This window comes from Curtobacterium sp. PhB128 (assembly GCF_004340725.1).
Taxonomy (GTDB): domain Bacteria; phylum Actinomycetota; class Actinomycetes; order Actinomycetales; family Microbacteriaceae; genus Curtobacterium.
Window position 1 is genome coordinate 78773 of sequence record NZ_SLUR01000011.1, and the last position, 19394, is coordinate 98166.

15 protein-coding genes are annotated in these 19394 nt (G+C 72.3%); 11 read left to right on the plus strand and 4 right to left on the minus strand.

Going from position 1 to position 19394, the window contains the following annotated elements:
• Positions 1–110 precede the first annotated feature (110 nt).
• Positions 111–2600 (plus strand): glycosyltransferase, encoded by a 2490-nt coding sequence (locus tag EDF23_RS16665; RefSeq protein ID WP_131922450.1) that lies wholly within the window; start codon positions 111–113, stop codon positions 2598–2600.
• Positions 2597–3343 (plus strand): polyprenol monophosphomannose synthase, encoded by a 747-nt coding sequence (locus EDF23_RS16670; RefSeq protein WP_131845602.1) that lies wholly within the window; start codon positions 2597–2599, stop codon positions 3341–3343. Before EDF23_RS16665 ends, EDF23_RS16670 begins: the two co-directional genes overlap by 4 nt.
• Before the next feature lie 310 nt (positions 3344–3653).
• Here the strand turns inward: EDF23_RS16670 and EDF23_RS16675 are convergent, their stop codons facing one another.
• The gene (locus tag EDF23_RS16675) at positions 3654–4940 is read right to left on the minus strand and encodes an O-antigen ligase family protein (RefSeq protein WP_123938722.1); all 1287 of its coding nucleotides are present in this window, start codon (positions 4938–4940) and stop codon (positions 3654–3656) included.
• A 131-nt stretch (positions 4941–5071) separates the two neighbouring features.
• On the opposite strand from EDF23_RS16675, the gene EDF23_RS16680 reads away from it, so the two are divergent.
• Positions 5072–6430, plus strand: a complete 1359-nt coding sequence (locus tag EDF23_RS16680; protein ID WP_131922452.1) for a hypothetical protein — start codon at positions 5072–5074, stop codon at positions 6428–6430.
• A 44-nt stretch (positions 6431–6474) separates the two neighbouring features.
• Here EDF23_RS16680 and EDF23_RS16685 read toward each other — a convergent pair whose 3' ends face one another.
• Positions 6475–7854 carry an O-antigen ligase family protein gene (locus EDF23_RS16685; protein ID WP_131922454.1) on the minus strand — a complete coding sequence of 460 codons (1380 nt, stop codon included), beginning with the start codon at positions 7852–7854 and terminating at the stop codon, positions 6475–6477.
• A gap of 65 nt (positions 7855–7919) precedes the next feature.
• On the opposite strand from EDF23_RS16685, the gene manA reads away from it, so the two are divergent.
• The 5 genes from manA to EDF23_RS16710 all read left to right on the plus strand — a co-directional run bounded on the left by manA (position 7920) and on the right by EDF23_RS16710 (position 15105).
• Positions 7920–9128 (plus strand): mannose-6-phosphate isomerase, class I, encoded by a 1209-nt coding sequence (manA, locus tag EDF23_RS16690; protein ID WP_131922456.1) that lies wholly within the window; start codon positions 7920–7922, stop codon positions 9126–9128.
• A 75-nt stretch (positions 9129–9203) separates the two neighbouring features.
• Positions 9204–10166 (plus strand): UDP-glucose 4-epimerase GalE, encoded by a 963-nt coding sequence (galE, locus tag EDF23_RS16695; RefSeq protein ID WP_123292353.1) that lies wholly within the window; start codon positions 9204–9206, stop codon positions 10164–10166.
• Between the two features lie 197 nt (positions 10167–10363).
• Positions 10364–10687, plus strand: a complete 324-nt coding sequence (locus EDF23_RS16700) for a WhiB family transcriptional regulator (protein WP_111085981.1) — start codon at positions 10364–10366, stop codon at positions 10685–10687.
• A gap of 180 nt (positions 10688–10867) precedes the next feature.
• Complete coding sequence (locus EDF23_RS16705) at positions 10868–13705, plus strand: glycosyltransferase family 2 protein (protein WP_131922458.1); 2838 nt, start codon at positions 10868–10870, stop codon at positions 13703–13705.
• The gene (locus EDF23_RS16710) at positions 13702–15105 is read left to right on the plus strand and encodes a DUF5719 family protein (RefSeq protein WP_131922460.1); all 1404 of its coding nucleotides are present in this window, start codon (positions 13702–13704) and stop codon (positions 15103–15105) included. Before EDF23_RS16705 ends, EDF23_RS16710 begins: the two co-directional genes overlap by 4 nt.
• Before the next feature lie 36 nt (positions 15106–15141).
• Here the strand turns inward: EDF23_RS16710 and EDF23_RS16715 are convergent, their stop codons facing one another.
• Positions 15142–15582 carry a metallopeptidase family protein gene (locus EDF23_RS16715; protein WP_123938728.1) on the minus strand — a complete coding sequence of 147 codons (441 nt, stop codon included), beginning with the start codon at positions 15580–15582 and terminating at the stop codon, positions 15142–15144.
• Between the two features lie 78 nt (positions 15583–15660).
• Here EDF23_RS16715 and EDF23_RS16720 point away from each other — a divergent pair, with 78 nt between their 5' ends.
• Entirely contained in the window at positions 15661–15876 is a 216-nt protein-coding gene (locus EDF23_RS16720; protein ID WP_123313702.1) for a DUF3499 family protein, read from the plus strand.
• 105 nt (positions 15877–15981) lie between these two features.
• Positions 15982–17460: an adenosylhomocysteinase gene (gene ahcY / locus EDF23_RS16725; RefSeq protein ID WP_131922462.1), complete on the plus strand. Its 1479-nt coding sequence runs from the start codon at positions 15982–15984 to the stop codon at positions 17458–17460.
• A 15-nt stretch (positions 17461–17475) separates the two neighbouring features.
• Here the strand turns inward: ahcY and EDF23_RS16730 are convergent, their stop codons facing one another.
• Positions 17476–18345 carry an RDD family protein gene (locus EDF23_RS16730; RefSeq protein ID WP_131922465.1) on the minus strand — a complete coding sequence of 290 codons (870 nt, stop codon included), beginning with the start codon at positions 18343–18345 and terminating at the stop codon, positions 17476–17478.
• A 42-nt stretch (positions 18346–18387) separates the two neighbouring features.
• Here EDF23_RS16730 and EDF23_RS16735 point away from each other — a divergent pair, with 42 nt between their 5' ends.
• Entirely contained in the window at positions 18388–19386 is a 999-nt protein-coding gene (locus tag EDF23_RS16735) for a stage II sporulation protein M (protein WP_131845594.1), read from the plus strand.
• Positions 19387–19394: the final 8 nt, after the last annotated feature.

Below are 19394 nucleotides of genomic sequence, written 5' to 3' on the forward strand. Positions count from 1 at the left end.
GGCCACAGGGGAGTGGCGGGGCGCGCCTTGTATGGTGTCATCGGCTCGCGGCACCCCGTGGGCCGAGCCACCGATCCGCGCCGTGCGCGGCAGCTGCTGGAGGAACTCGCGTGACAGAGCGCAAGCCGGGAGTCGTGTCCGTCATCCTCGTGAACTACAAGGGCACGGACGACACCCTGACGAGCATCGCGGAACTCCGCAAGCAGGACTGGCCGCAGGACAAGCTCGAGGTGATCGTCGTCGAGAACGGCTCCGGTCCGGAGCACCTCGGCCGGCTGCAGGCCTCCGACCTCGACTTCACCCTGGTCGACGCGGCCGCCAACCTCGGCTTCACCGGCGGGTGCAACCTCGGCGTCGAGAAGTCCTCCGGCGAGGTCGTCGCGTTCCTCAACAACGACGCCCGTCCCGACACCGGCTGGGTGCGCGCGGCGATGGCCACGTTCGCGTCCGGCGCCGACATCGGTGCCGTGGCGTCGAAGGTCCTCGACTGGGAGGGCGTCAACATCGACTTCACCGAGGCCGCGATGACCTGGTACGGCATGGGCTACAAGCCCTTCGCCGGGTCGCCGGACACCGGCCGCTGGGAGAGCGAGACCGACGTCCTGTTCGGCACCGGCGCCGCGATGTTCATCCGCGCCGAGCTCTTCGAGCAGCTCGACGGCTTCGACGACCGCTACTTCATGTTCTACGAGGACGTCGACCTCGGCTGGCGGCTCAACCTGCTCGGCTGGCGCTTCCGGTACCAGCCGAAGTCGGTCGCGTTCCACAAGCACCACGCGTCGATGAACAAGTTCGGCGACTTCCGCGAGACCTACCTGCTCGAGCGGAACGCCCTCTTCACGCTGTACAAGAACCTCGGTGACGAGCAGCTCGCCGCCGCCCTGCCCGGCTCGCTGGCGCTCGCCGTCCGCCGTGCCGTGGGCCGCGGGGAGCTCGACTCCACGGAGCTCGACCTGCGGAACCCCGGCGACGACAGCGTCCCCACCATCCCGGTGCCGAAGACGAGCATGGCCGGCATCTACGGCGTCGACCAGTTCGTCGAGCAGCTGCCGTCGATGACCGAGTCGCGCCGCGCGATCCAGGCCACGCGTGTCCGCAGCGACCGCGAGCTGCTGCGCCTGTTCGGCAACCGCGACGAGCCCGCGTACCCGATCGAGAACTACCTGGCCGGCTACGACAAGATCGTGCACTCCCTCGGTGTGCTCGAGGTCGGCACCCGTCGTCGCATCCTCATCATCACGGGCGACTCGATCGGCGCGAAGATGGCCGGTCCCGCGATCCGCGCCACCCAGATGGCCAAGCAGCTCGCGTCCGAGCACGACGTGCGCGTGGTCAGCCTGACCCGCTCGTCGCAGATCGACCCGTCGTACGACGTCGTCACCGTGCCGCACCGCCACCCCCGCCAGATGGTCGAGCACGAGGGCTGGGCCGACGTCATCATCGTGCAGGGCCACGCGCTCCGGCTGTTCCCGGTGCTCGAGTCGACGAGCAAGATCCTGGTCGTCGACGTGTACGACCCGCTGCACCTCGAACAACTCGAGCAGGGCCGCAGCGACGACGTCGACCAGTGGAACCGTCAGATCCTCGACGCCTCGGACACGCTCAACCACCAGCTCGAGCTCGGCGACTACTTCATCTGCGCCTCGGAGCGCCAGCGCATGTTCTGGCTCGGCCAGCTCGCCGGTTCCGGCCGGGTGAACGCCCGCACGTACTCGCGCGACGCCGACCTCCGCTCGCTCATCGGCGTCGTGCCGTTCGGGCTGTCCTCGACCCCGCCGGTGCACGACCAGCCGCGGGTCAAGGGCGTGGTGCCGGGCATCGGCAAGAACGACAAGCTCGTCGTCTGGGGCGGTGGCATCTACGACTGGTTCGACCCGATCACCCTGGTCCGCTCGATCGCCCAGCTCGCCGCCCGCCGGCCGTCGGTGAAGCTCTTCTTCATGGGCGTGCAGCACCCGAACCCCGACGTGCCCGAGATGGACGTCGTCGCGAAGGTCCGCGCCGAGGCCGACGCCCTCGGTCTGACCGGGAAGCACGTGTTCTTCAACGATTCGTGGATCCCGTACGAGGAACGCGGTGCCTACCTGCTCGAGGCCGACGCCGGCGTCTCGACGCACTACGAGCACCTCGAGACCACGTTCTCGTTCCGCACTCGCATCCTCGACTACCTCTGGGCGCGCCTGCCGATCGTCACGACGGCCGGCGACTCTTTCGGTGACCTGGTCGCGGAGCAGCAGCTCGGCGTCGCGGTGCACGAGCAGGACGTCGACGGCCTGGCCACGGCACTCGAGACCGCGCTCTTCGACAAGAAGGCCCGGGCCCAGTTCATCGCCAACGTCGACCGCGTGCGCGAGCAGTTCACGTGGGAGAACGTCCTGGCGCCGCTCGTCGAGTTCTGCCGGAACCCGATCCGCGCGGCGGACAAGTCGGTGCGCGACACCAGCACGAAGCTCGCGCCCCACACGATGCGCGTGCGCGTGCCGGACCGCAAGAAGCTCTCGGGCGTCCGCTACGACGTCGGGCGCGCGGTGCACTACTTCCGCACCGAGGGCCCGCGCAGCGTCGCGGGGAAGATCAAGCGACGCCTCGGCAACCGGTGAACCCAGCCGAGACGACGGCCCTCGTCATCGTCCCGACGTACGACGAGGCCGAGAACATCCGAGCCATCGCCGACGCGATCCTGACGGCGTCGCCCGGTGCCCACCTGCTCGTCGTCGACGACGGCAGCCCGGACGGCACCGGCGAAATCGTGCGGTCCATCGCGGCCGACGACGACCGGGTGCACCTGCTGCAGCGGTCGGGCAAGCTCGGGCTGGGCACGGCCTACGTCGCCGGGTTCCGGTGGGGCCTGGAGCGCGGGTACCCGCTGCTGGTCGAGATGGACGCCGACGGCTCGCACCCGGCCGACCGGCTGCCGGCCCTCATCGACGCGGTCAACTCGTCGGACGACGTGCTGCTCGCGATCGGGTCGCGGTGGGTGCCCGGTGGGTCGGTCGTCGACTGGCCGCTCCGTCGTCAGGCCCTGAGCCGCGGCGCGAACACCTACGCGCGGTTGGTGCTCGGGATCCACGTGCGGGACATCACCGCCGGGTACCGCGTCTACCGTTCCGACGCGATCGCGCGGATGGACCTCGGCTCGATCGACTCGAAGGGGTACTGCTTCCAGGTCGACATGACGCTGCGCGTGGACGCGCTGGGCGGCCGCATCGTCGAGGTGCCGATCCGGTTCCGAGACCGCGTGCACGGGGTCTCGAAGATGAGCCGGTCCATCGTCGTCGAGGCGATGCTCCGCGTCACGCAGTGGGGCCTGCAGCGCCGCCTGGGTCGTCCGACGCGCCCGTAGCGCTCGCGCCGCGCTGCCCCCGCCCGCACGCCCGCGCCCGCCCGCGCCCCCCGTGTGCGCCCCCCCCCCCCCCGTGTGCGCCCGCGAGGTTCCGAGATCTCGGACCTTCGGCGCTCCCACCGCCGCTCCGTGGAACCTCGGCGACACACGGGCGGCATGTCGTGGAACCTCGGCGGTCTGCGCACGAGCAGGCATGACGACGGCGGTGGCCGGCGCTTCGTGAGCAGAAATGGTCGGGTCGCCGCGGCGGACTCGACCATTCCTGCTCACGAAGTGCGTCAGACGCCGTGCCTGCGCGCCCCCGCGGCACCTACGCCCGCGGCAGGTGCCGGCGCCACGAGCGCCGCCGCGCCGCGATCACGAGCACCGTCACGAAGAACATCAGACCCGCACCGTGCAGCAGGTAGCTCTCCGCCGTGCTCGTCACCGCGAGCAGCACCAGCACCGCGGCCGGCCACACGTAGGCCACTCCGGGGAACGTCGTCGCCGTCACCCATGCCCGAGCGAAGGCCAGCAGCGCGGCGATCCCCAGGATGATCGTGCCGGCCACCCCGAGCTGCAGCCACGCGTCGACGAACGCGTTGAGGCCGGACGTGAACCGCGCGCCGGACGGGTCGATGAGCGTGACGTACGGCACGACGGGCTCGGTCGGCCACGTCCCGACCCACCCCCAGCCCTGGATCGGGTAGCGCTCGGTCAGGACGCGGATCTGCGACCACAGGTCGATGCGCGTCGCCGTGCCCCCGGCCGCACCGATCTCCGCGAGCAGCCGGTGCCGCGCGAACACGGCCACGACCAGGGTGAGCAGGACCGCGCCGCCGAGGACGCCGTTGACCACCGGTCTGGTGGCGGGCCGTGCGTGCCGGAGCGACCAGAGTGCCAGCGCGGTGACGGCGAGGGCGATCATCGCGAGGCCGGTGATGGGGGACTGCACGAGCATCAGCGCGATGACGGCGAGGGCGGTGGAGCCGATCGCCCGCCACATGGTGACCGAGCGGGTGAGGAACTCGACGACGAAGGTGACCAGGGCCATCGCGGCGATGAACCCCATGAAGTTGCGGGTGCCGCCGATGCCCTGGATCGGGCCACCGTAGGCGATGTCGCCGCGGATCCCGAAGGCCGGCAGCGGGACGTCGAGCACCAGTCCGGACAGGACCTCGAGGCCGAGGGCGACGACGAGGAGGATCCGGAACGCGTCACCCGACGCCCGGATCACCTGCACCAGGTCCCGCCCGAGCGCCAGGTAGAGGCCGAGTCCGATGAAGCAGACCGTCTGCACGAGACCGCGCAGGGCGACCCACGAGTACTCGCTCCAGAGCACGCTCAACGCGCAGTACCCGACGAACGCCAGCAGCGACAGGGGCAGCACGCCGTGCCACTCGATCCGGTACCGCTGCCCGAGCAGGCTCAGCCCGGCGAGGACGAACAGCGTCACGAGCACGGCCCACGTGCCCGACCGGCCGACGAGGGCCTGGACGGTCGGCTGCCCGAAACCGAACAGCACGATGACCGTCGCGAGCGCCTGGCTGAACCGTCCACCGGCCGAGAAGCCGATCCAGGCGGAGAGGTACCGGCGCCCGAGCACGTGTCTGCTCACCCGGCCGTCCGTCACGCGTCCATCTTGGCGTACGACCTTGTGACGAGTCGCCCGCATCGCGGAACGGCTGTATGGACGATCCGCGGTGTGGCGTCATCGACGAAGCGCGATGCTGACCTAGCTTCGCTGCAATGGACCCCCTGCGGAGGGCCGCCGGCCTGCCGCTGGTCGCGGTCGTCATCGGCTTCGCCACTGCCGCGCTCGCTTGGTACCGGCTCGGCCCCGTGCCCCGGAACACCGTCTGGGCCGAGGACGGCGGGGTCTTTCTACGGGAGCGCATCGCCCTCGGCCCCGTGGACACCCTGCTGCACCCGTACGCCGGGTACGTGCACCTGCTGCCCCGGATGGTGGTCGACCTCGGGTACGCACTGCCGACCGCGCGGTACGCCCAGGTCGTCTCGCTGTCGTCCTGCCTGGTGGTCGGGGCCGTGTGCGCGCTGGTCTTCGTCCTGTCCCGCGACGTGGTCCGACCGTGGCCGTTCCGCCTCGTGCTCGCCGCGGTGCCCGTCGTGCTGCCGCTCGCGCCGTACGAGATCAGCGGGAACGCCGCCAACCTGCACTGGTACCTGCTGGTGCTGGTGCCGTGGGTGTTCGCACACCGCAGCCGGACCTGGTGGGGAGCCGTCGGGCTCGCCGTCGTCGCGGGACTCGCGGTCCTCACGGAACCGCAGACGATCCTGTTCACGCCGCTGCTCCTGCTCGCGTGGCCGCTGCGTCGTCCTGGGCACGGTGGGTCTCGCCGCGCGCGCCTGCTCCCGCTGCCCGTCACGGTCGTGGCGCTCGCCGGGGCCGTCGTGCAGGTCGTCACGACGCTCACCCACCCGCGCGACCTGACGCCCGGCGCTCCCGCGTTCCGCGACGTGCTCGCCGGGTTCCTGCTCCGGCCCGTCGCCGGCGCGTGGGACCCGCACCTCGGCGTCGTGGTCACCGCGGTCGTCGAGCACGGCTGGGCGCCGGTCCTGGTGCCCGTCAGCGCACTGGTGCTGGTCCTGGTCGCCGGTGTCGTCGTCGGGTCGGCCCGCTCCCGGTGGATGGTCGTCGCGCTGACGGTCGCGTCCGGTGCCGTCTGGTGGGCGGCGCTGCTGGCGAACGACGGTGCCGGGCAGCCGTGGGCCAACCCCACGGCCGCCATGGCGGCGATCCCGCCGCAGCGCTACGCAGCCGCGTCCGGCCTGCTGCTCGTCAGCGCCGCGGTGGTCGCCGCCGCCGCGCTGGTGGACACCGACCGGTGGTCGCGTGTCGCGCAGCGGACGGGAGGCACGGGTCGCCTCGTCGGGGCGCTGGCCGCCTGGTGCGTGGTCGCCGCCGTCGTCGCGTCGGCCGTCCTGCACGTCGCGCCGGCGGACACCCGGCGCAGCGACGGGCCGGTGTGGGCGGAGCAGCTGCCCGCCGCCGCCGAGGCGTGTCGCGCCGACCCGACGCTCGAGGTCGTGCGGGTGCGGTCGAACCCGTGGTCGTCACCGGTCGCGTGCGCGTGGCTGTTCCGCTGACGCGCGACGCTGACGCGGGACCGCTGACTGCGGGCGGCTGACGCTCAGCGTGTGGTGGCCCAGCGGAACTCGCGCTTCGCGGGCGGGGTGCGCGGGCCGTCGCCGGTCGACGTCGGTTCCTCGCCGGTCAGGACGATCCGGGTCTTGATGGCGATGAGCGCGAAGAGCACCCAGTTCCCCTGGTAGAGCAGCCGGGACTCCGCGACGGACTGCACGAGCAGCGCGACGACGACGAGCAGCGGCAGGAGCGACACCGGGTCGAACGTGCGCGGACGGAGTGCGGCGTCGTAGCCGATCCGGGTCGCGCACGCCCACGAGCGCGACAGCGTCGTGACGACGTACAGCAGGAACAGGACGAGGCCGATGATGCCGGTCTGCATCCAGACGTCGAGGTAGGCGTCGTGTGCCTGCAGGTACGTGACGCCCTTGCGGTGCGCCAGGTCGGCCAGGGTGGGGATGCCCGGCCACCAGTAGCCGATCCAGCCCCAGCCGACGACGGCGTGCTGGTCGATCAGACCGAGCACCTTCGCCCAGATCTCGCCGCGGCCGGTCGCGTCCGACCCCTTGCCGAGCAGCTCCGAGACCGGACCGCGCAGCACGAACGCCGCGCCGGCGACGACGACCGCACCCACCGCGAGCAGCAGGTAGCGCGGGGTGCGTCGCTCGGTCGGGACCCGGCGCATCCACACGGCGACCAGGGCGACGACGGCGACGACCAGCGCGGCCGCGATGACCGTGGAGGAGCGGGTCAGGACGAACCCGAGGACGGCGACCACGAGCCAGCCGGTGGCCCGCTGCCGGCGCATCCGGCCCTCGGCGAGCTGCAGCACGACGACGATCGCGACGAGCAGCGCGACCATCGCCAGCAGGTTCGCGTTGCCCGGCAGGCCCTGGATGCGGCCACCGGTGAAGAGCTCGGCGCGTGAGAAGTAGAAGGCGTCCGGGATGTCGGCGTCGCCGTAGTCGGTCCAGATCGGCGCGATGGGGTGCCGCACGAACACCGCGACGACGGCCTCGAACAGGATCGAGAGCAGCAGCACCCAGCGGAGCGCGAGGCTGAGGGCGTCGAGGATCCGGCGCCAGGTCAGGGTGGACGCGATCGTGAAGGCCACGGCGGCGCAGATCACCTGCACGGTCAGGCTCGAGATCGTGGCGAACCGCCAGTGCGACCAGACGACGGACAGCAGGCACCACCCCAGGAAGGCCCAGAGCGGCCAGGGGGAGCGCACGAGCGGCGGCTTCGCCCGGACCAGGATCGTGATGCCCCAGGCGGCGACGAGCGCCCACAGGACGCCTGCTCCGACCCAGGTGAGGGTGTTCGGGACGGCGTCCCCGGCGAACAGCACGAAGATCGTGGTCGCACCGAAGGCGAACGCCTCGCGCTCGGGTACGGTCCCGCGTGCCAGCGGCCAGGTGTTCGTCACGACGTCAGGCTACCGGCGGCAGCGGGCCACCGGAGTCCCCGGATCCCGCCGGTAGGCTCTCGCCCATGTTCCTCGGCATCACGAACACCCCCCGCGACTACGCCTGGGGCTCGGTCACCGCGATCCCGGAGCTCCTCGGTCGCACCGTCACCGGCGCCCCGCAGGCAGAGCTCTGGCTCGGCGCCCACCCGGGCAGCCCGAGCGTGGTCGTCAACCCGGCGATGGTCGGCGGTGCCGACACACTGCTCGACTGGATCGCCGCCGAGCCGCAGGACGCCCTGGGCGGCGACCGCACCGGCCTGCCGTTCCTGCTGAAGGTGCTCGCAGCGGCGGCGCCCCTGTCGCTGCAGGCGCACCCGACGCCCGAACAGGCCGAGGCCGGCTTCGCGCGCGAGGAGCGCGAGGGCATCGCGATCGACGACCCGGCGCGCAACTACAAGGACCCGTTCCCGAAGCCCGAGCTCGTCGTCGCGCTGAGCGAGCGGTTCGAGGCCCTGAGTGGCTTCCGGCCGGTCGAGGAGACCCTGGCCGAGGTCCGCGTGCTCGACGCCGGCAGCGGTCGGCTCGGCCCGCTCGAGGTGCACCTGCAGCACGGCCTCGAGGACACCGTGCGGTGGCTCGAGACGGCCGACGACTCCGCGCTCGCCGTCGTGCAGGCCGCGAGCGACCTCGCCGTCGCCCTCGACGACGACCTGCTCACCCCGAACACGGCGACGGTCCGCGAGCTGGCGACGAGCTGGCCGGGCGACCCCGGCATCGTCGTCTCCCTGCTCATGCACCGGGTGACGCTCACCGCGGGGCAGGCGATGTACCTGCCCGCCGGCAACATCCACGCCTACCTGGACGGCCTCGGCATCGAGCTGATGGCACCGTCCGACAACGTGCTGCGCGGGGGACTGACGCCGAAGCACGTCGACGTCCCCGAACTCCTGCACGTGCTCGACTTCACGGCCTACCCGGCACCGGTCCTCGAGCCCGAGCGCCTGGCCCCCGGCGTGGACCGCTTCGCACCGGAGGACGTCGGGTTCGCGCTGCTGCGGGTCGACGGCGACGGGCGACCGGTCGGCCTGAGCACCGGCGGGGTGGCTCCGCTGGCCGGCCCGTCGATCGCGATCTGCACCGAGGGTGTCGTGACGCTCGTCGGCGCGACGTCCGCCACGTTGCTCCGCAAGGGCGAGTCCTGCTTCATCACACCGGACGAGGGCGACGTCACGGTCGAGGCCGACTCGTCGAACGGCGTGACGTCCACGGTCTTCATCGCGACCGGCCGGTAGCGCGGAGCCGCACCGGCTGGCGCGGTCCCGCACACCGCGACCGGGGTGCACCGTCCGTCCGCTAGCGTGGCGACCATGAGTTGGCTGGTCACCGGCGGTGCCGGGTACATCGGGTCCCACGTCGTCCGAGCACTGCGCTCGGCCGGCATCGACACGGTCGCGTTCGACGACCTCTCGAGCGGTTTCCGCGCGTTCGTGCCGGACGACGTGCCGTTCGTCGAGGGCACGATCCTGGACGGCGAGCTGGTCGCCCGCACCCTGCGCGAGCACGACGTCACCGGCGTGGTGCACGTCGCGGGCTTCAAGTACGCCGGCGTCTCGGTCGAGCGTCCGCTGCACACCTACGAGCAGAACGTCACCGGCATGGCGACGCTGCTCCGTGCGATGGCCGAGAACGGCGTCACGAAGGCCGTCTTCTCGTCGAGCGCCGCGGTGTACGGCACCCCGGACGTCGACGTCGTCGTGGAGTCGACCCCGAAGGCACCAGAGTCCCCGTACGGCGAGTCGAAGCTCATCGGCGAGTGGCTGCTGCGCGACATGGAGGTCGCCGCGGGCTTCACGACGACCTCGCTCCGCTACTTCAACGTCGTCGGCTCCGGCGAACCCGACCTGTACGACGCCAGCCCGCACAACCTGTTCCCGCTCGTGTTCGACGCCCTGCTGGCCGGCCGCACGCCGCGCATCAACGGTGACGACTACGCCACCGAGGACGGCACCTGCGTCCGTGACTACATCCACGTCGCCGACCTCGCGCACTCGCACGCCGTCGCGGCGCAGAAGCTCGAGGCGGGGGAGTCGCTCGAGCAGGCGTACAACCTCGGCAGCGGCGACGGTGTGAGCGTCCGGCAGATCATGGACGCCATGGCGAAGGGCACCGGGATCGCCTTCGACCCGGAGATCGCGCCCCGCCGCCCCGGCGACCCGGCGCGCATCGTGGCCACCGGCGAGGCCGCCACGCGCGACCTCGACTGGGCGATGCGCCACACGCTAGACGAGATGGTCACGAGTGCGTGGGAGGCCCGCCGCAGCGCCTCCTAGCGGCTGAGGACGTGTCAGTTGTCCCCCGAAACCCCGACAGACCGGGCGCGACACGCCCAGACGGGGGACATGACACGCCGAAGCGGTCAGTGCCTTCTATGATCCGCGACTTGACTCAGGCGAATGACACCGCTGTAATTACAGGCAACGACTTCAATCGTTGTGGTCCCGTTATCGAGACGTCAGGGGTGATCAGGGTGAACGGTTCCGACTTCCACGCCGGAGTTCCGGAGGACTGGCACGTCGACCCCGTGGCGCTCGGCGTCCCGGGTGTTCGACGGCCGGAGACGGACGACGAGGAGAACCCGCTCGCGTGGCAGGTCGACTCGCTGTGCGCACAGACCGACCCGGAGGCGTTCTTCCCCGAGAAGGGCGGCTCCACGCGCGAAGCGAAGAAGATCTGCACGTCGTGCGAGGTCCGTGCGCAGTGCCTCGAGTACGCGCTGGAGAACGACGAACGCTTCGGCATCTGGGGCGGCCTGTCCGAGCGCGAGCGTCGCAAGTTGCGCAAGCGCGCGTAGCCGTCCAGGAGGCACGGTGCGCGCCCGGCGCACACCGTGCGGTCCCGAATCCTCGTCGCAGGCTCCTCGGCGCGACCTCGCACGGCGCTGGCGCGCCGTGACAGCTCGGCCGCGCAGGTTCACGGCGCGCCGCCGTCCGCAGCGGACGCCGTGCCTCCAGACCGTAGAGTGACGCCCGTCATGCAGCCCAGAGTCACCGCGATCCTCGTCGCCGCCAACGGAGCGGCCCACCTCGACCGGACCCTGGACGCACTCGCGGCCCAGACCCGCCACCCCGAGAACCTGGTGGTCGTCGACGTCGGATCGACCGACGGCTCCACCGCCGGCCTGTCCTTCGGCGGGTCCGCCGAGCTCCTGCGCCTGCCGGCCGGACGCCCCTTCGGCGAGGCCGTCGCCCGCGGGGAGCGCGAGGCCCCGCCCACCGTCGTGGACGAGCCCGTCGACGAGTGGCTGTGGCTGCTCGGGCACGACAACGCGCCGTCGCCGACCGCGCTCGCCGACCTGCTCTCCGCCGTCGAGATCGCGCCGTCCGTGGTCGTGGCCGGCCCGAAGCTCGTCGCCGACGACGACCCCTCGCTCATCCGCGCGTTCGGCGAGAGCATGACGCGCTTCGGCCGATCGATCGGTCTCGTGCAGGACGAGCTCGACCAGGGCCAGCACGACCGGCACACCGACGTGCTCGGCGTCGCCGCCGGCGGCATGCTGGTGCGCCGCTCGGTGTGGACCGAGCTCGCCGGCTTCGACCCCGCGCTGCCCGACGTCGACGCCGCCCTCGACTTCTGCGTCCGGGTGCGCCTGGCCGGGCACCGCGTCGCCGTGGTCCCCGAGGCGAAGGTCACCACCGCGGGTCCGGTCGAGGAGTTCGGCCGCAAGCGCGTCTCCGAGGCCCGCCGTGTCCGCATGCACCGGCAGGCGCAGCTGCACCGCCGGATGACCTACGCGCCGGGCGGACTGCTCTGGCTGCACTGGCTCACCCTCGTCCCCTTCGCACTCGGCCGGGCGATCGGCCACCTCGTCGCCAAGCACCCCGCGGCCGTCGTCCCCGAGCTCGCCGCGGCGTTCGCGGTGGCCTTCGGCGGTGGCACCGGTCGGGCGCGCAGGAACCTCGCCCGCACGAAGAAGCTCGGTTGGGCCGCCGTCGAACCGCTCCGGGTCAGCTGGCGTCGGGTGCACGAGCACCGCACCACGTCGCGCGACGTCGAACTCGCCCGGGTCGAGGACGCCCCGATCGCGCGGGCGTCGTTCCTCGGCGACGGCGGGATCTGGGTCGTGCTGGCCGCGGCCGTCCTGAGCGTCGTCACGCTCTACCCCCTGCTCGGCTCACCGGCGCTGACCGGCGGCGGCCTGCTGCCCCTCAGCACGAGCGTCGGGCAGCTCTGGCAGAACGTCGGGTACGGCTGGCACTCGCTCGGCACCGGGTTCACCGGTCCGTCCGACCCGTTCGCCGCCGTGCTGGCGGTCCTCGGGTCGATCGTGTTCTGGTCGCCCTCGACGTCCGTCGTGCTCGTGATGCTCGTCGCGTTCCCGGTCTCCGCCCTCGGCGCCTGGTTCGCGGTCCGCAAGGTCACCACGCGCAAGTGGGTGCCGGTGATCGGTGCCGCGCTGTACGCCATCGCGCCCTCACTCGTCGGCGCGGTCACGACGGGCCACCTCGGCGCCGTCATCGCGCACCTGGTGCTGCCGTGGCTGTTCGTCGCCGTGCTCGAGGCGCACCGCTCGTGGGCCTGGGCCTCGGGTGCCTCGCTGCTGTTCGCGGTCGTGGCGGCCTCGGCGCCGTCGTTGCTGCCGGTCCTGCTGATCGGGTGGCTCGTCGCGCTCGTCGTCGGGTGGCGCCGTGCACACCGTCGGGCCTTCATCCCGGTGCCGACCGCCGTGCTCTTCCTGCCGCTCGTCCTCGCCCAGGTCGCGCGCGGCAACGTCCTCGCCGTCTTCGCGGACCCCGGCGTCCCGTCCGCCACGCGTGCGCCGTCCGCGCTGCAGCTGGCCATCGGTCAGCCGCTGCCGGACTGGAGCGGGTGGCTGCCCGCCACGTCCGGACTCGCCGCCGTCGGCACGTGGCTGCCGATCGTGATGGCCGTCCTCGCCGTCCCGATCGCCGCCGCGGCGATCGGCGCGATGCTCGGACACCGCTGGGCCGTCGCCGGCTCGGCGCTCGTCGTCGCACTGCTGGGTTTCGGCACCGCGTTCGCCGCCACCCACGTGACCGTCACCGGCGTCGGGTCGACCACCACCATCGTGTGGCCGGGCAGCGGGCTGTCGGTGTACTGGCTCGCGATCGTGGTCGCTGCCTGCATCGGGGTCGACGTGCTGCCCAAGGCCGCCCCGGTCACGGGACTCGTCGCGACGGTGCTCGCCGGTGTGGCGGTGGCCCCCGCCTTCGCCGCGTTCTACCTCGGCAACGCCGCCATCCAGCCGACCACCGGCCGGGTGCTCAGCGCGTACGTGAACGCCGAGGCGCAGGCGAACCCCGACGTCGGCACGCTCGTCGTGGTGCCGCAGGACGACGGGTCGCTCGCGGTCGCGCTCGAACGCGGCCAGGGTGCCACCCTCGACGACCAGTCGACCCTCGACGCCACCGCCCTGCGGTTGAGCGAGTCCGGCGCCCGGCTGACGACGCTCGCCGGCAACCTGGCGAGCCGCAGCGGCTACGACCCCCGGCCGGCACTGCAGGAACTCGGCATCAGCTTCGTCCTGCTCGACGACGCCGGTGACGACCCCGAGGCGCAGACCGTGCACGACCGTGCCGCTGGCGCGATCGGGCAGAACGCGCTCTTCACGAGCATCGGTGAGACCACGAACGGCCAGCTGTTCCACTACGAGGGCGACGTCGACCGGACCACCACCGGGTCCGCCGCCGCCCGTGCCACGCACGTCCTGTACCTGGTCGTGCTCGGCGTGGTGTTCGGGGCGGCCGCCCTGCTCGCCGTGCCGACGGCCCCGCGCCGTCGCCGTGCCACCTCGAACGTCATCGAGGCCGAGGAACCCGCGACCACCTTCGACGAGGAGCGCGACGAATGAGCACCACCACCCGCTCCGTCCGACGCTGGGTCGTCCGCGGCACCGCGACCGCGATCGCCGTCGTCGTCGCTGCCGGCGCCGTCACGGCCGCGCACGCCTACGGCACCGCGGCCGAACCGGGTCGCCCGGCCGGCCGGACCGTCACCCCGGTGCCCGCCGACGCCGAGCGCGTCTGCGCCGGCAGCGCCCTGCGGCTGTCCGACGACTCCGGCAACGACGCCACCCAGGCGAGCACCGTCGGGTCGGCGACCGTGGCCACGGCGACGACCGGTTCGACCGTCGAGCGGACCTCGCTCGACCCGTCGTCCACCGGCGGCAGCGACCCGCGCCTGCTCACCGCCCCCGCGGGCGACACGACACCGCAGGTCGCGGGCAGCAGCTACCAGAGCGTCTCCAGCGGCGACCTGGTCGGTGCCGGCGCGGCGTCGTGCGACGATCCCTCGCAGTCGACCTGGCTCGTCGGCGGCTCGACCGAGACCGGGCGCACCAGCCTCGTCACCCTGTCGAACCCGACCGACGTGAACGCGACCGTCGACCTGGCGATCTACGACGGCACCGGCACGGTCAGCGCCCCCGGCACGACCGGCATCGTCGTCGCCCCGAACACCCAGAAGGTCGTCCCGCTGTCCGGCTTCGTGTCCGACCAGGAATCCACCGTCGTGCACGTGTCGTCCTCGGGCGGGCAGATCGTCGCCCACATGCAGGAGACCGTCGTCCGCACGCTGACCCCCGGTGGCTACGACATCGTCTCCGGCGGCGCCGCTCCCTCGCGGTCGCAGGTCATCCCCGGCGTCGTGCTCGCCGGCGCGCAGGAGGCACAGCGCGGTGACGACACGGCGGACGCAGCCCCCGTCGTCCGGCTGTTCGTCCCCGGTACCGAGTCGGCACGCGTCACGCTCGGCATCAGCACGGCGGACGGCGGCGGCACGACCGTGAACGCCACCGCCGAGCCCGGGGTCGTGACCGACGTCGCGCTCGACGACTTCCCGGACGGCCGCTACTCGTTCACCGTCACGTCGACGCAGCCCGTCGTCGCCGGTGCCCGCACGACCTCACCGACGGCCGACGGCAACAGTGACCTCGGCTGGTTCGCCTCGGCCGAGCCCCTGGGTGACCAGGTCATCACCGCGGTGGCACCGGGGGAGGGCGTCCGCATGAACTTCGTGAACCCGACGCGTGAGGACCGTTCGATCACGATCCGCTCCGGCGACGAGAAGCGCACCATCACGGTGCTGTCGGGTGCCACCGCCACCATGCCGGTGCAGACCGCGAAGCAGCTCTCGATCTCCGGCGCCGAAGGGGTCGTGGTGGGCGTGACCTACCGCGGGGACGACGGCATCGCCGGCTTCCCGGTCCGACCGTCCACCCAGGTGTCCACGCCGGTCCGCGTCTACCCCTGACCGTGACGTCGGCGCGGTGCCCCGGGTGCCGCGTCGTCACCAGTGGCGGTAGCGGTCCGGCGCCAGGTCCCACGGGTCCTTGCCGATCAGCTCGCCGACGGCGCGGAACACGGCCGTCTCGATGATGATCCGCCGGTCCGCGTCGTCCTTCTCGGGGCTGCGGTTCACCCGCTCGACGGGGATCCGGAACACGGTGACCCTGCGGGTGTCGCGGTCGATGCGCCAGCGGGGCATCGCGTCGGGCAGGGTGGCGTCGGTCGGCATGTCGGCCACCTGGAACACCACGCCCGACAGCTCGTCGGGCCAGAGCCCGATCAGGTAGTGGGCACTGTCGCCGACGATGCGGTCGAAGGCCTCGGCGCGGGTGGTGATCGGTGCGAGCTCGGGACCGGTCACGCTCGACCGCCCGCCGCGTCCGTGCCGGGACCGGCCTCGACCGCGGTCGACGGGAGTGACGAGGCGGGGCTTGCGACGCATCCCCACATCGTACGCGTGCCGTCGTCACTCCCGGTCGCTCCGGTCGCTCGAGCTCGCTCCGCTAGGCTCCCTGACGACATGGACGTGAGGATCTGCAGCAAGGTCGCGTGCGCCGCGAGCGCTTCGGCGACCCTGACCTACGACTACGGGGACTCCATGGTCGTCGTCGGGCCGCTCTCCACGCGGGTCGAACCGCACGGTTACGACCTCTGCGCCCGGCACGCGGCCGGCCTGCGGGTCCCGCGCGGCTGGCAGGTGGTGCGGCGCGAGCCGCTGCAGCGCGAGGCCGACTGACGGCTCGCGTCCGCGACGCACCAGCGGTGGTGGACGGGGAGGCCCGTGGAACGTGACCGACGTCGGCTGGGGACCCGCGCCTCCCGGCATGGAAGACTGATGGGCATGCCCACCGAAGCCCAGACCGCAGCACCGTACCGCGTCGCCGACCTCTCGCTCGCCGAGGCGGGCCGCCACCAGATCCGCCTCGCCGAGAACGAGATGCCGGGCCTGATGGCCCTGCGCGAGGAGTTCGGTGCGTCGCAGCCGCTGGCCGGCGCGCGCATCGCCGGGTCGCTGCACATGACGGTGCAGACGGCCGTCCTGATCGAGACGCTCGTCGCCCTCGGTGCGCAGGTGCGGTGGGCGAGCTGCAACATCTTCTCCACGCAGGACGAAGCCGCCGCGGCGATCGCGGTCGGCCCGACCGGCACGCCGGACGCACCAGCCGGCGTCCCCGTGTTCGCGTGGAAGGGCGAGACGCTCGAGGAGTACTGGTGGTGCACCAGCCGCATCTTCGACTGGACCGCCGAGGCCGCTGCCGTCGGAGCCGGCTGGGCCGGTCCGAACCTGATCCTGGACGACGGCGGCGACGCCACCATGCTCGTGCACACCGGAGCCGACGCCGAAGCCGCTGGTGCTGCGCCGGTCGCCGGTGCCGACGCGAGTGCCGAGTGGAAGATCGTGCTCGACACCGTCGCGGCGTCGCTCGAGACGTCGTCCGACCGCTGGACCCGCATCGCCGCGGACATCGAGGGCGTCACCGAGGAGACCACCACGGGCGTGCACCGCCTGTACGAGCTGTCGCTCAACGGACAGCTGCGGTTCCCCGCGATCAACGTGAACGACTCCGTGACGAAGTCGAAGTTCGACAACAAGTACGGCATCCGCCACTCCCTGCCCGACGGTCTGAACCGTGCGACCGACGTCCTGATGGGCGGCAAGGTCGCGTTCGTGGTCGGGTACGGCGACGTCGGCAAGGGTGCGGCGGAGGCACTGCGCGGCCAGGGCGCGCGCGTCATCGTCAGCGAGGTCGACCCGATCTGCGCGCTGCAGGCCGCGATGGACGGCTACCAGGTGGCCCGTCTGGCCGATGTCATCGAGACCGTCGACATGGTCATCACGTGCACGGGCAACCTCGGCGTCGTGGGCGTCGACGAGATGCTCGGGCTGAAGCACCTGGCGATCGTCGCCAACGTCGGTCACTTCGACAACGAGATCGACATGGCCGGGCTCGAGTCCCTGCCGGGTGTGGAGAAAGTCGAGATCAAGCCGCAGGTGCACGAGTGGCGCCTGCCGACCGGCCGCTCGATCCTGGTGCTGTCCGAGGGGCGGCTGATGAACCTCGGCAACGCCACCGGGCACCCGTCGTTCGTGATGAGCAACTCGTTCACGAACCAGGTCCTGGCGCAGATCGAGCTGCACACCCGTCGTGACGAGTACCCGACCGGGGTCTACGTGCTGCCGAAGCACCTGGACGAGAAGGTCGCACGCTTGCACCTCGGCGCCCTCGGGGTGGAGTTGACGACGCTGCGCCCGGAGCAGGCGGCGTACATCGGCGTGCCGGTCGAGGGCCCCTTCAAGCCCGAGCACTACCGGTACTGAGCGGGGCGCAGCGCGCTAGCGCGGGAAGCCCGGGGGCCGCGCCGACGCCGACGCGCCCGCCTCGGTGAGCAACCCGACGCGGGAGCGCAGCGCCTGCACGTCCCGCCCACGGCGCAGCACGACGACCCCGGCGAGGAACACCTCGGCAGGCACCGGCGGCACCGGGTGGGCGAAGGGTGCGATGTCCGCGGCCAGCGCGCGGGCGGCGGACTCCCGGAGTTCGGGGCGCATCACGGCGGCCCCGCGGAAGAACGCGCCGAGCCGGTTCTCGAGCCGCTGCGGCAGCGCCGAGACGTCCGCGACCGTGGCCCAGGCGGTCAGCTCGGGTGGCAGCACCACCTGGGGGTCGCGCTGCTTCGGCAGCCGCTCGTGCTGCACGACGGTGCCGGCGAGCAGGTCCCCGAGGCGTCGCGGACGACTGCCGAACAACGCCACGAGCAGCGCCACCGACCCGAACGTCATCCACAGCTCGAACAGCCCGACGAGCGCGCGGGTGAAGGCGTGCCGGAACCCGATCGCACCGCCGTCGACCCGGACGACCCGCGTGCCGACGGCGTACCGGCCGACGCTGCGGCCCCGGGTCACCGTCTCGACGGCGGCCGGCACGAGCACGAGCACGGCGACGAACAGGGCGATGCTCAGCGCGGCGCCCCACGCCTCGTCGAGGCCGCTCGGCCACAGCCGGGACACCCCGAACACGAGCAGCAGGTACAGGACGAGCAGGCACACCCCGTCGAGGAGCGCCGACGCCAACCGCAGGACGAGTCCGGCCGGCTGCACGTCGAGCGCGACCGCCTCGCCGACCACGAGCTCGTCGGCGGTCTCGTCCAGGGCGAGCGAGAACCGGGCGTCGGCGAGGTCGCGCGGCGTGCGGGGCTTCGACATGGGATCATTCTGTCGGAAGTCGGCCGACACGAGGGGGAACACGTGGACCTGGACGCCTACGCCGAGGTGCACCGCGACCGGTGGCAGGAGCTCGACCGCCTCGCGCGCGCCCGGCACACCACCGGTGCCGACGTCGACCAGCTCGTCTCCGGCTACCAGGCCGCCGCGACGGACCTCGCCCGCATCCGCGGCGCCGCACCCCGTACCGCGACCGGCGACCGGCTGTCCCTCACCCTGTACCGCGCCCGCCTGCGCTTCACCGGCACCCCGGTCGACCCGCTCACCGCGGTTGCCCTGTTCTTCACCCGGCAGCTGCCCGCGGCGCTGTACCGGATCCGCTGGGTGACGATCTGGGTGGCGCTGGCCACCGTCGCGATCGGCGCGATCGTGGCCGTCTGGATCACGACGACACCGGGGGCGACGGCGACCTTCGGCACGCCGGAGGCACTCCGCCAGTACGCCACGCAGGACTTCGTCGACTACTACTCCGACCACGGTCTCGGCGCGTTCACGGCGCAGGTGTGGACGAACAACGCCTACATCGCGGCCACCATGGTCGCGTTCGGCATCACGGGCGTCTTCGTGCCGTTCTCGATCATGCAGAACGCCGTCGGGCTCGGGGTCTCCGCGGCGATCATGCACTCGCAGGGCCGCCTGGGCGACTTCTTCCTCTACATCGCCCCGCACGGCCAGCTCGAGCTGTACTCGGTCTTCCTCGCCGGCGGGGCGGGCCTGATGATCTTCTGGTCGTGGGTCGCTCCGGGACCGCACCGGACCCGTGCGCAGGCCCTCGCCGAGGACGGCCGAGCCCTCATCACGATCGCGGTCGGCCTGACGCTGACGCTGCTGCTGTCCGGTCTGGTCGAGGGCATCGTCACCCGTCAGGACTGGCCGTGGCCGGTCAAGATCGGCATCGGGACGATCGCCCTCGCTGCGGTCCTGGCGTACCAGTGGGTGCTCGGCGGTCGCGCGTACCGGGCCGGGGAGCGCGGCGACCTCGACGAGTTCGAGCGCGGCACCTCCGCCCTGGTCGCCGGGTAGCGTCCGCC

Bases quoted from the DNA above. Each gene is read 5' to 3' on its own strand.
- EDF23_RS16680 (WP_131922452.1), top strand. From the start codon at position 5,072: ATGGACCCCCTGCGGAGGGCCGCCGGCCTGCCGCTGGTCGCGGTCGTC.
- manA (WP_131922456.1), top strand. From the start codon at position 7,920: ATGTTCCTCGGCATCACGAACACCCCCCGCGACTACGCCTGGGGCTCG.
- galE (WP_123292353.1), top strand. From the start codon at position 9,204: ATGAGTTGGCTGGTCACCGGCGGTGCCGGGTACATCGGGTCCCACGTC.
- EDF23_RS16705 (WP_131922458.1), top strand. From the start codon at position 10,868: ATGCAGCCCAGAGTCACCGCGATCCTCGTCGCCGCCAACGGAGCGGCC.
- EDF23_RS16710 (WP_131922460.1), top strand. From the start codon at position 13,702: ATGAGCACCACCACCCGCTCCGTCCGACGCTGGGTCGTCCGCGGCACC.
- EDF23_RS16715 (WP_123938728.1), bottom strand. From the start codon at position 15,582: ATGCGTCGCAAGCCCCGCCTCGTCACTCCCGTCGACCGCGGTCGAGGC.
- EDF23_RS16720 (WP_123313702.1), top strand. From the start codon at position 15,661: ATGGACGTGAGGATCTGCAGCAAGGTCGCGTGCGCCGCGAGCGCTTCG.
- ahcY (WP_131922462.1), top strand. From the start codon at position 15,982: ATGCCCACCGAAGCCCAGACCGCAGCACCGTACCGCGTCGCCGACCTC.
- EDF23_RS16730 (WP_131922465.1), bottom strand. From the start codon at position 18,345: ATGTCGAAGCCCCGCACGCCGCGCGACCTCGCCGACGCCCGGTTCTCG.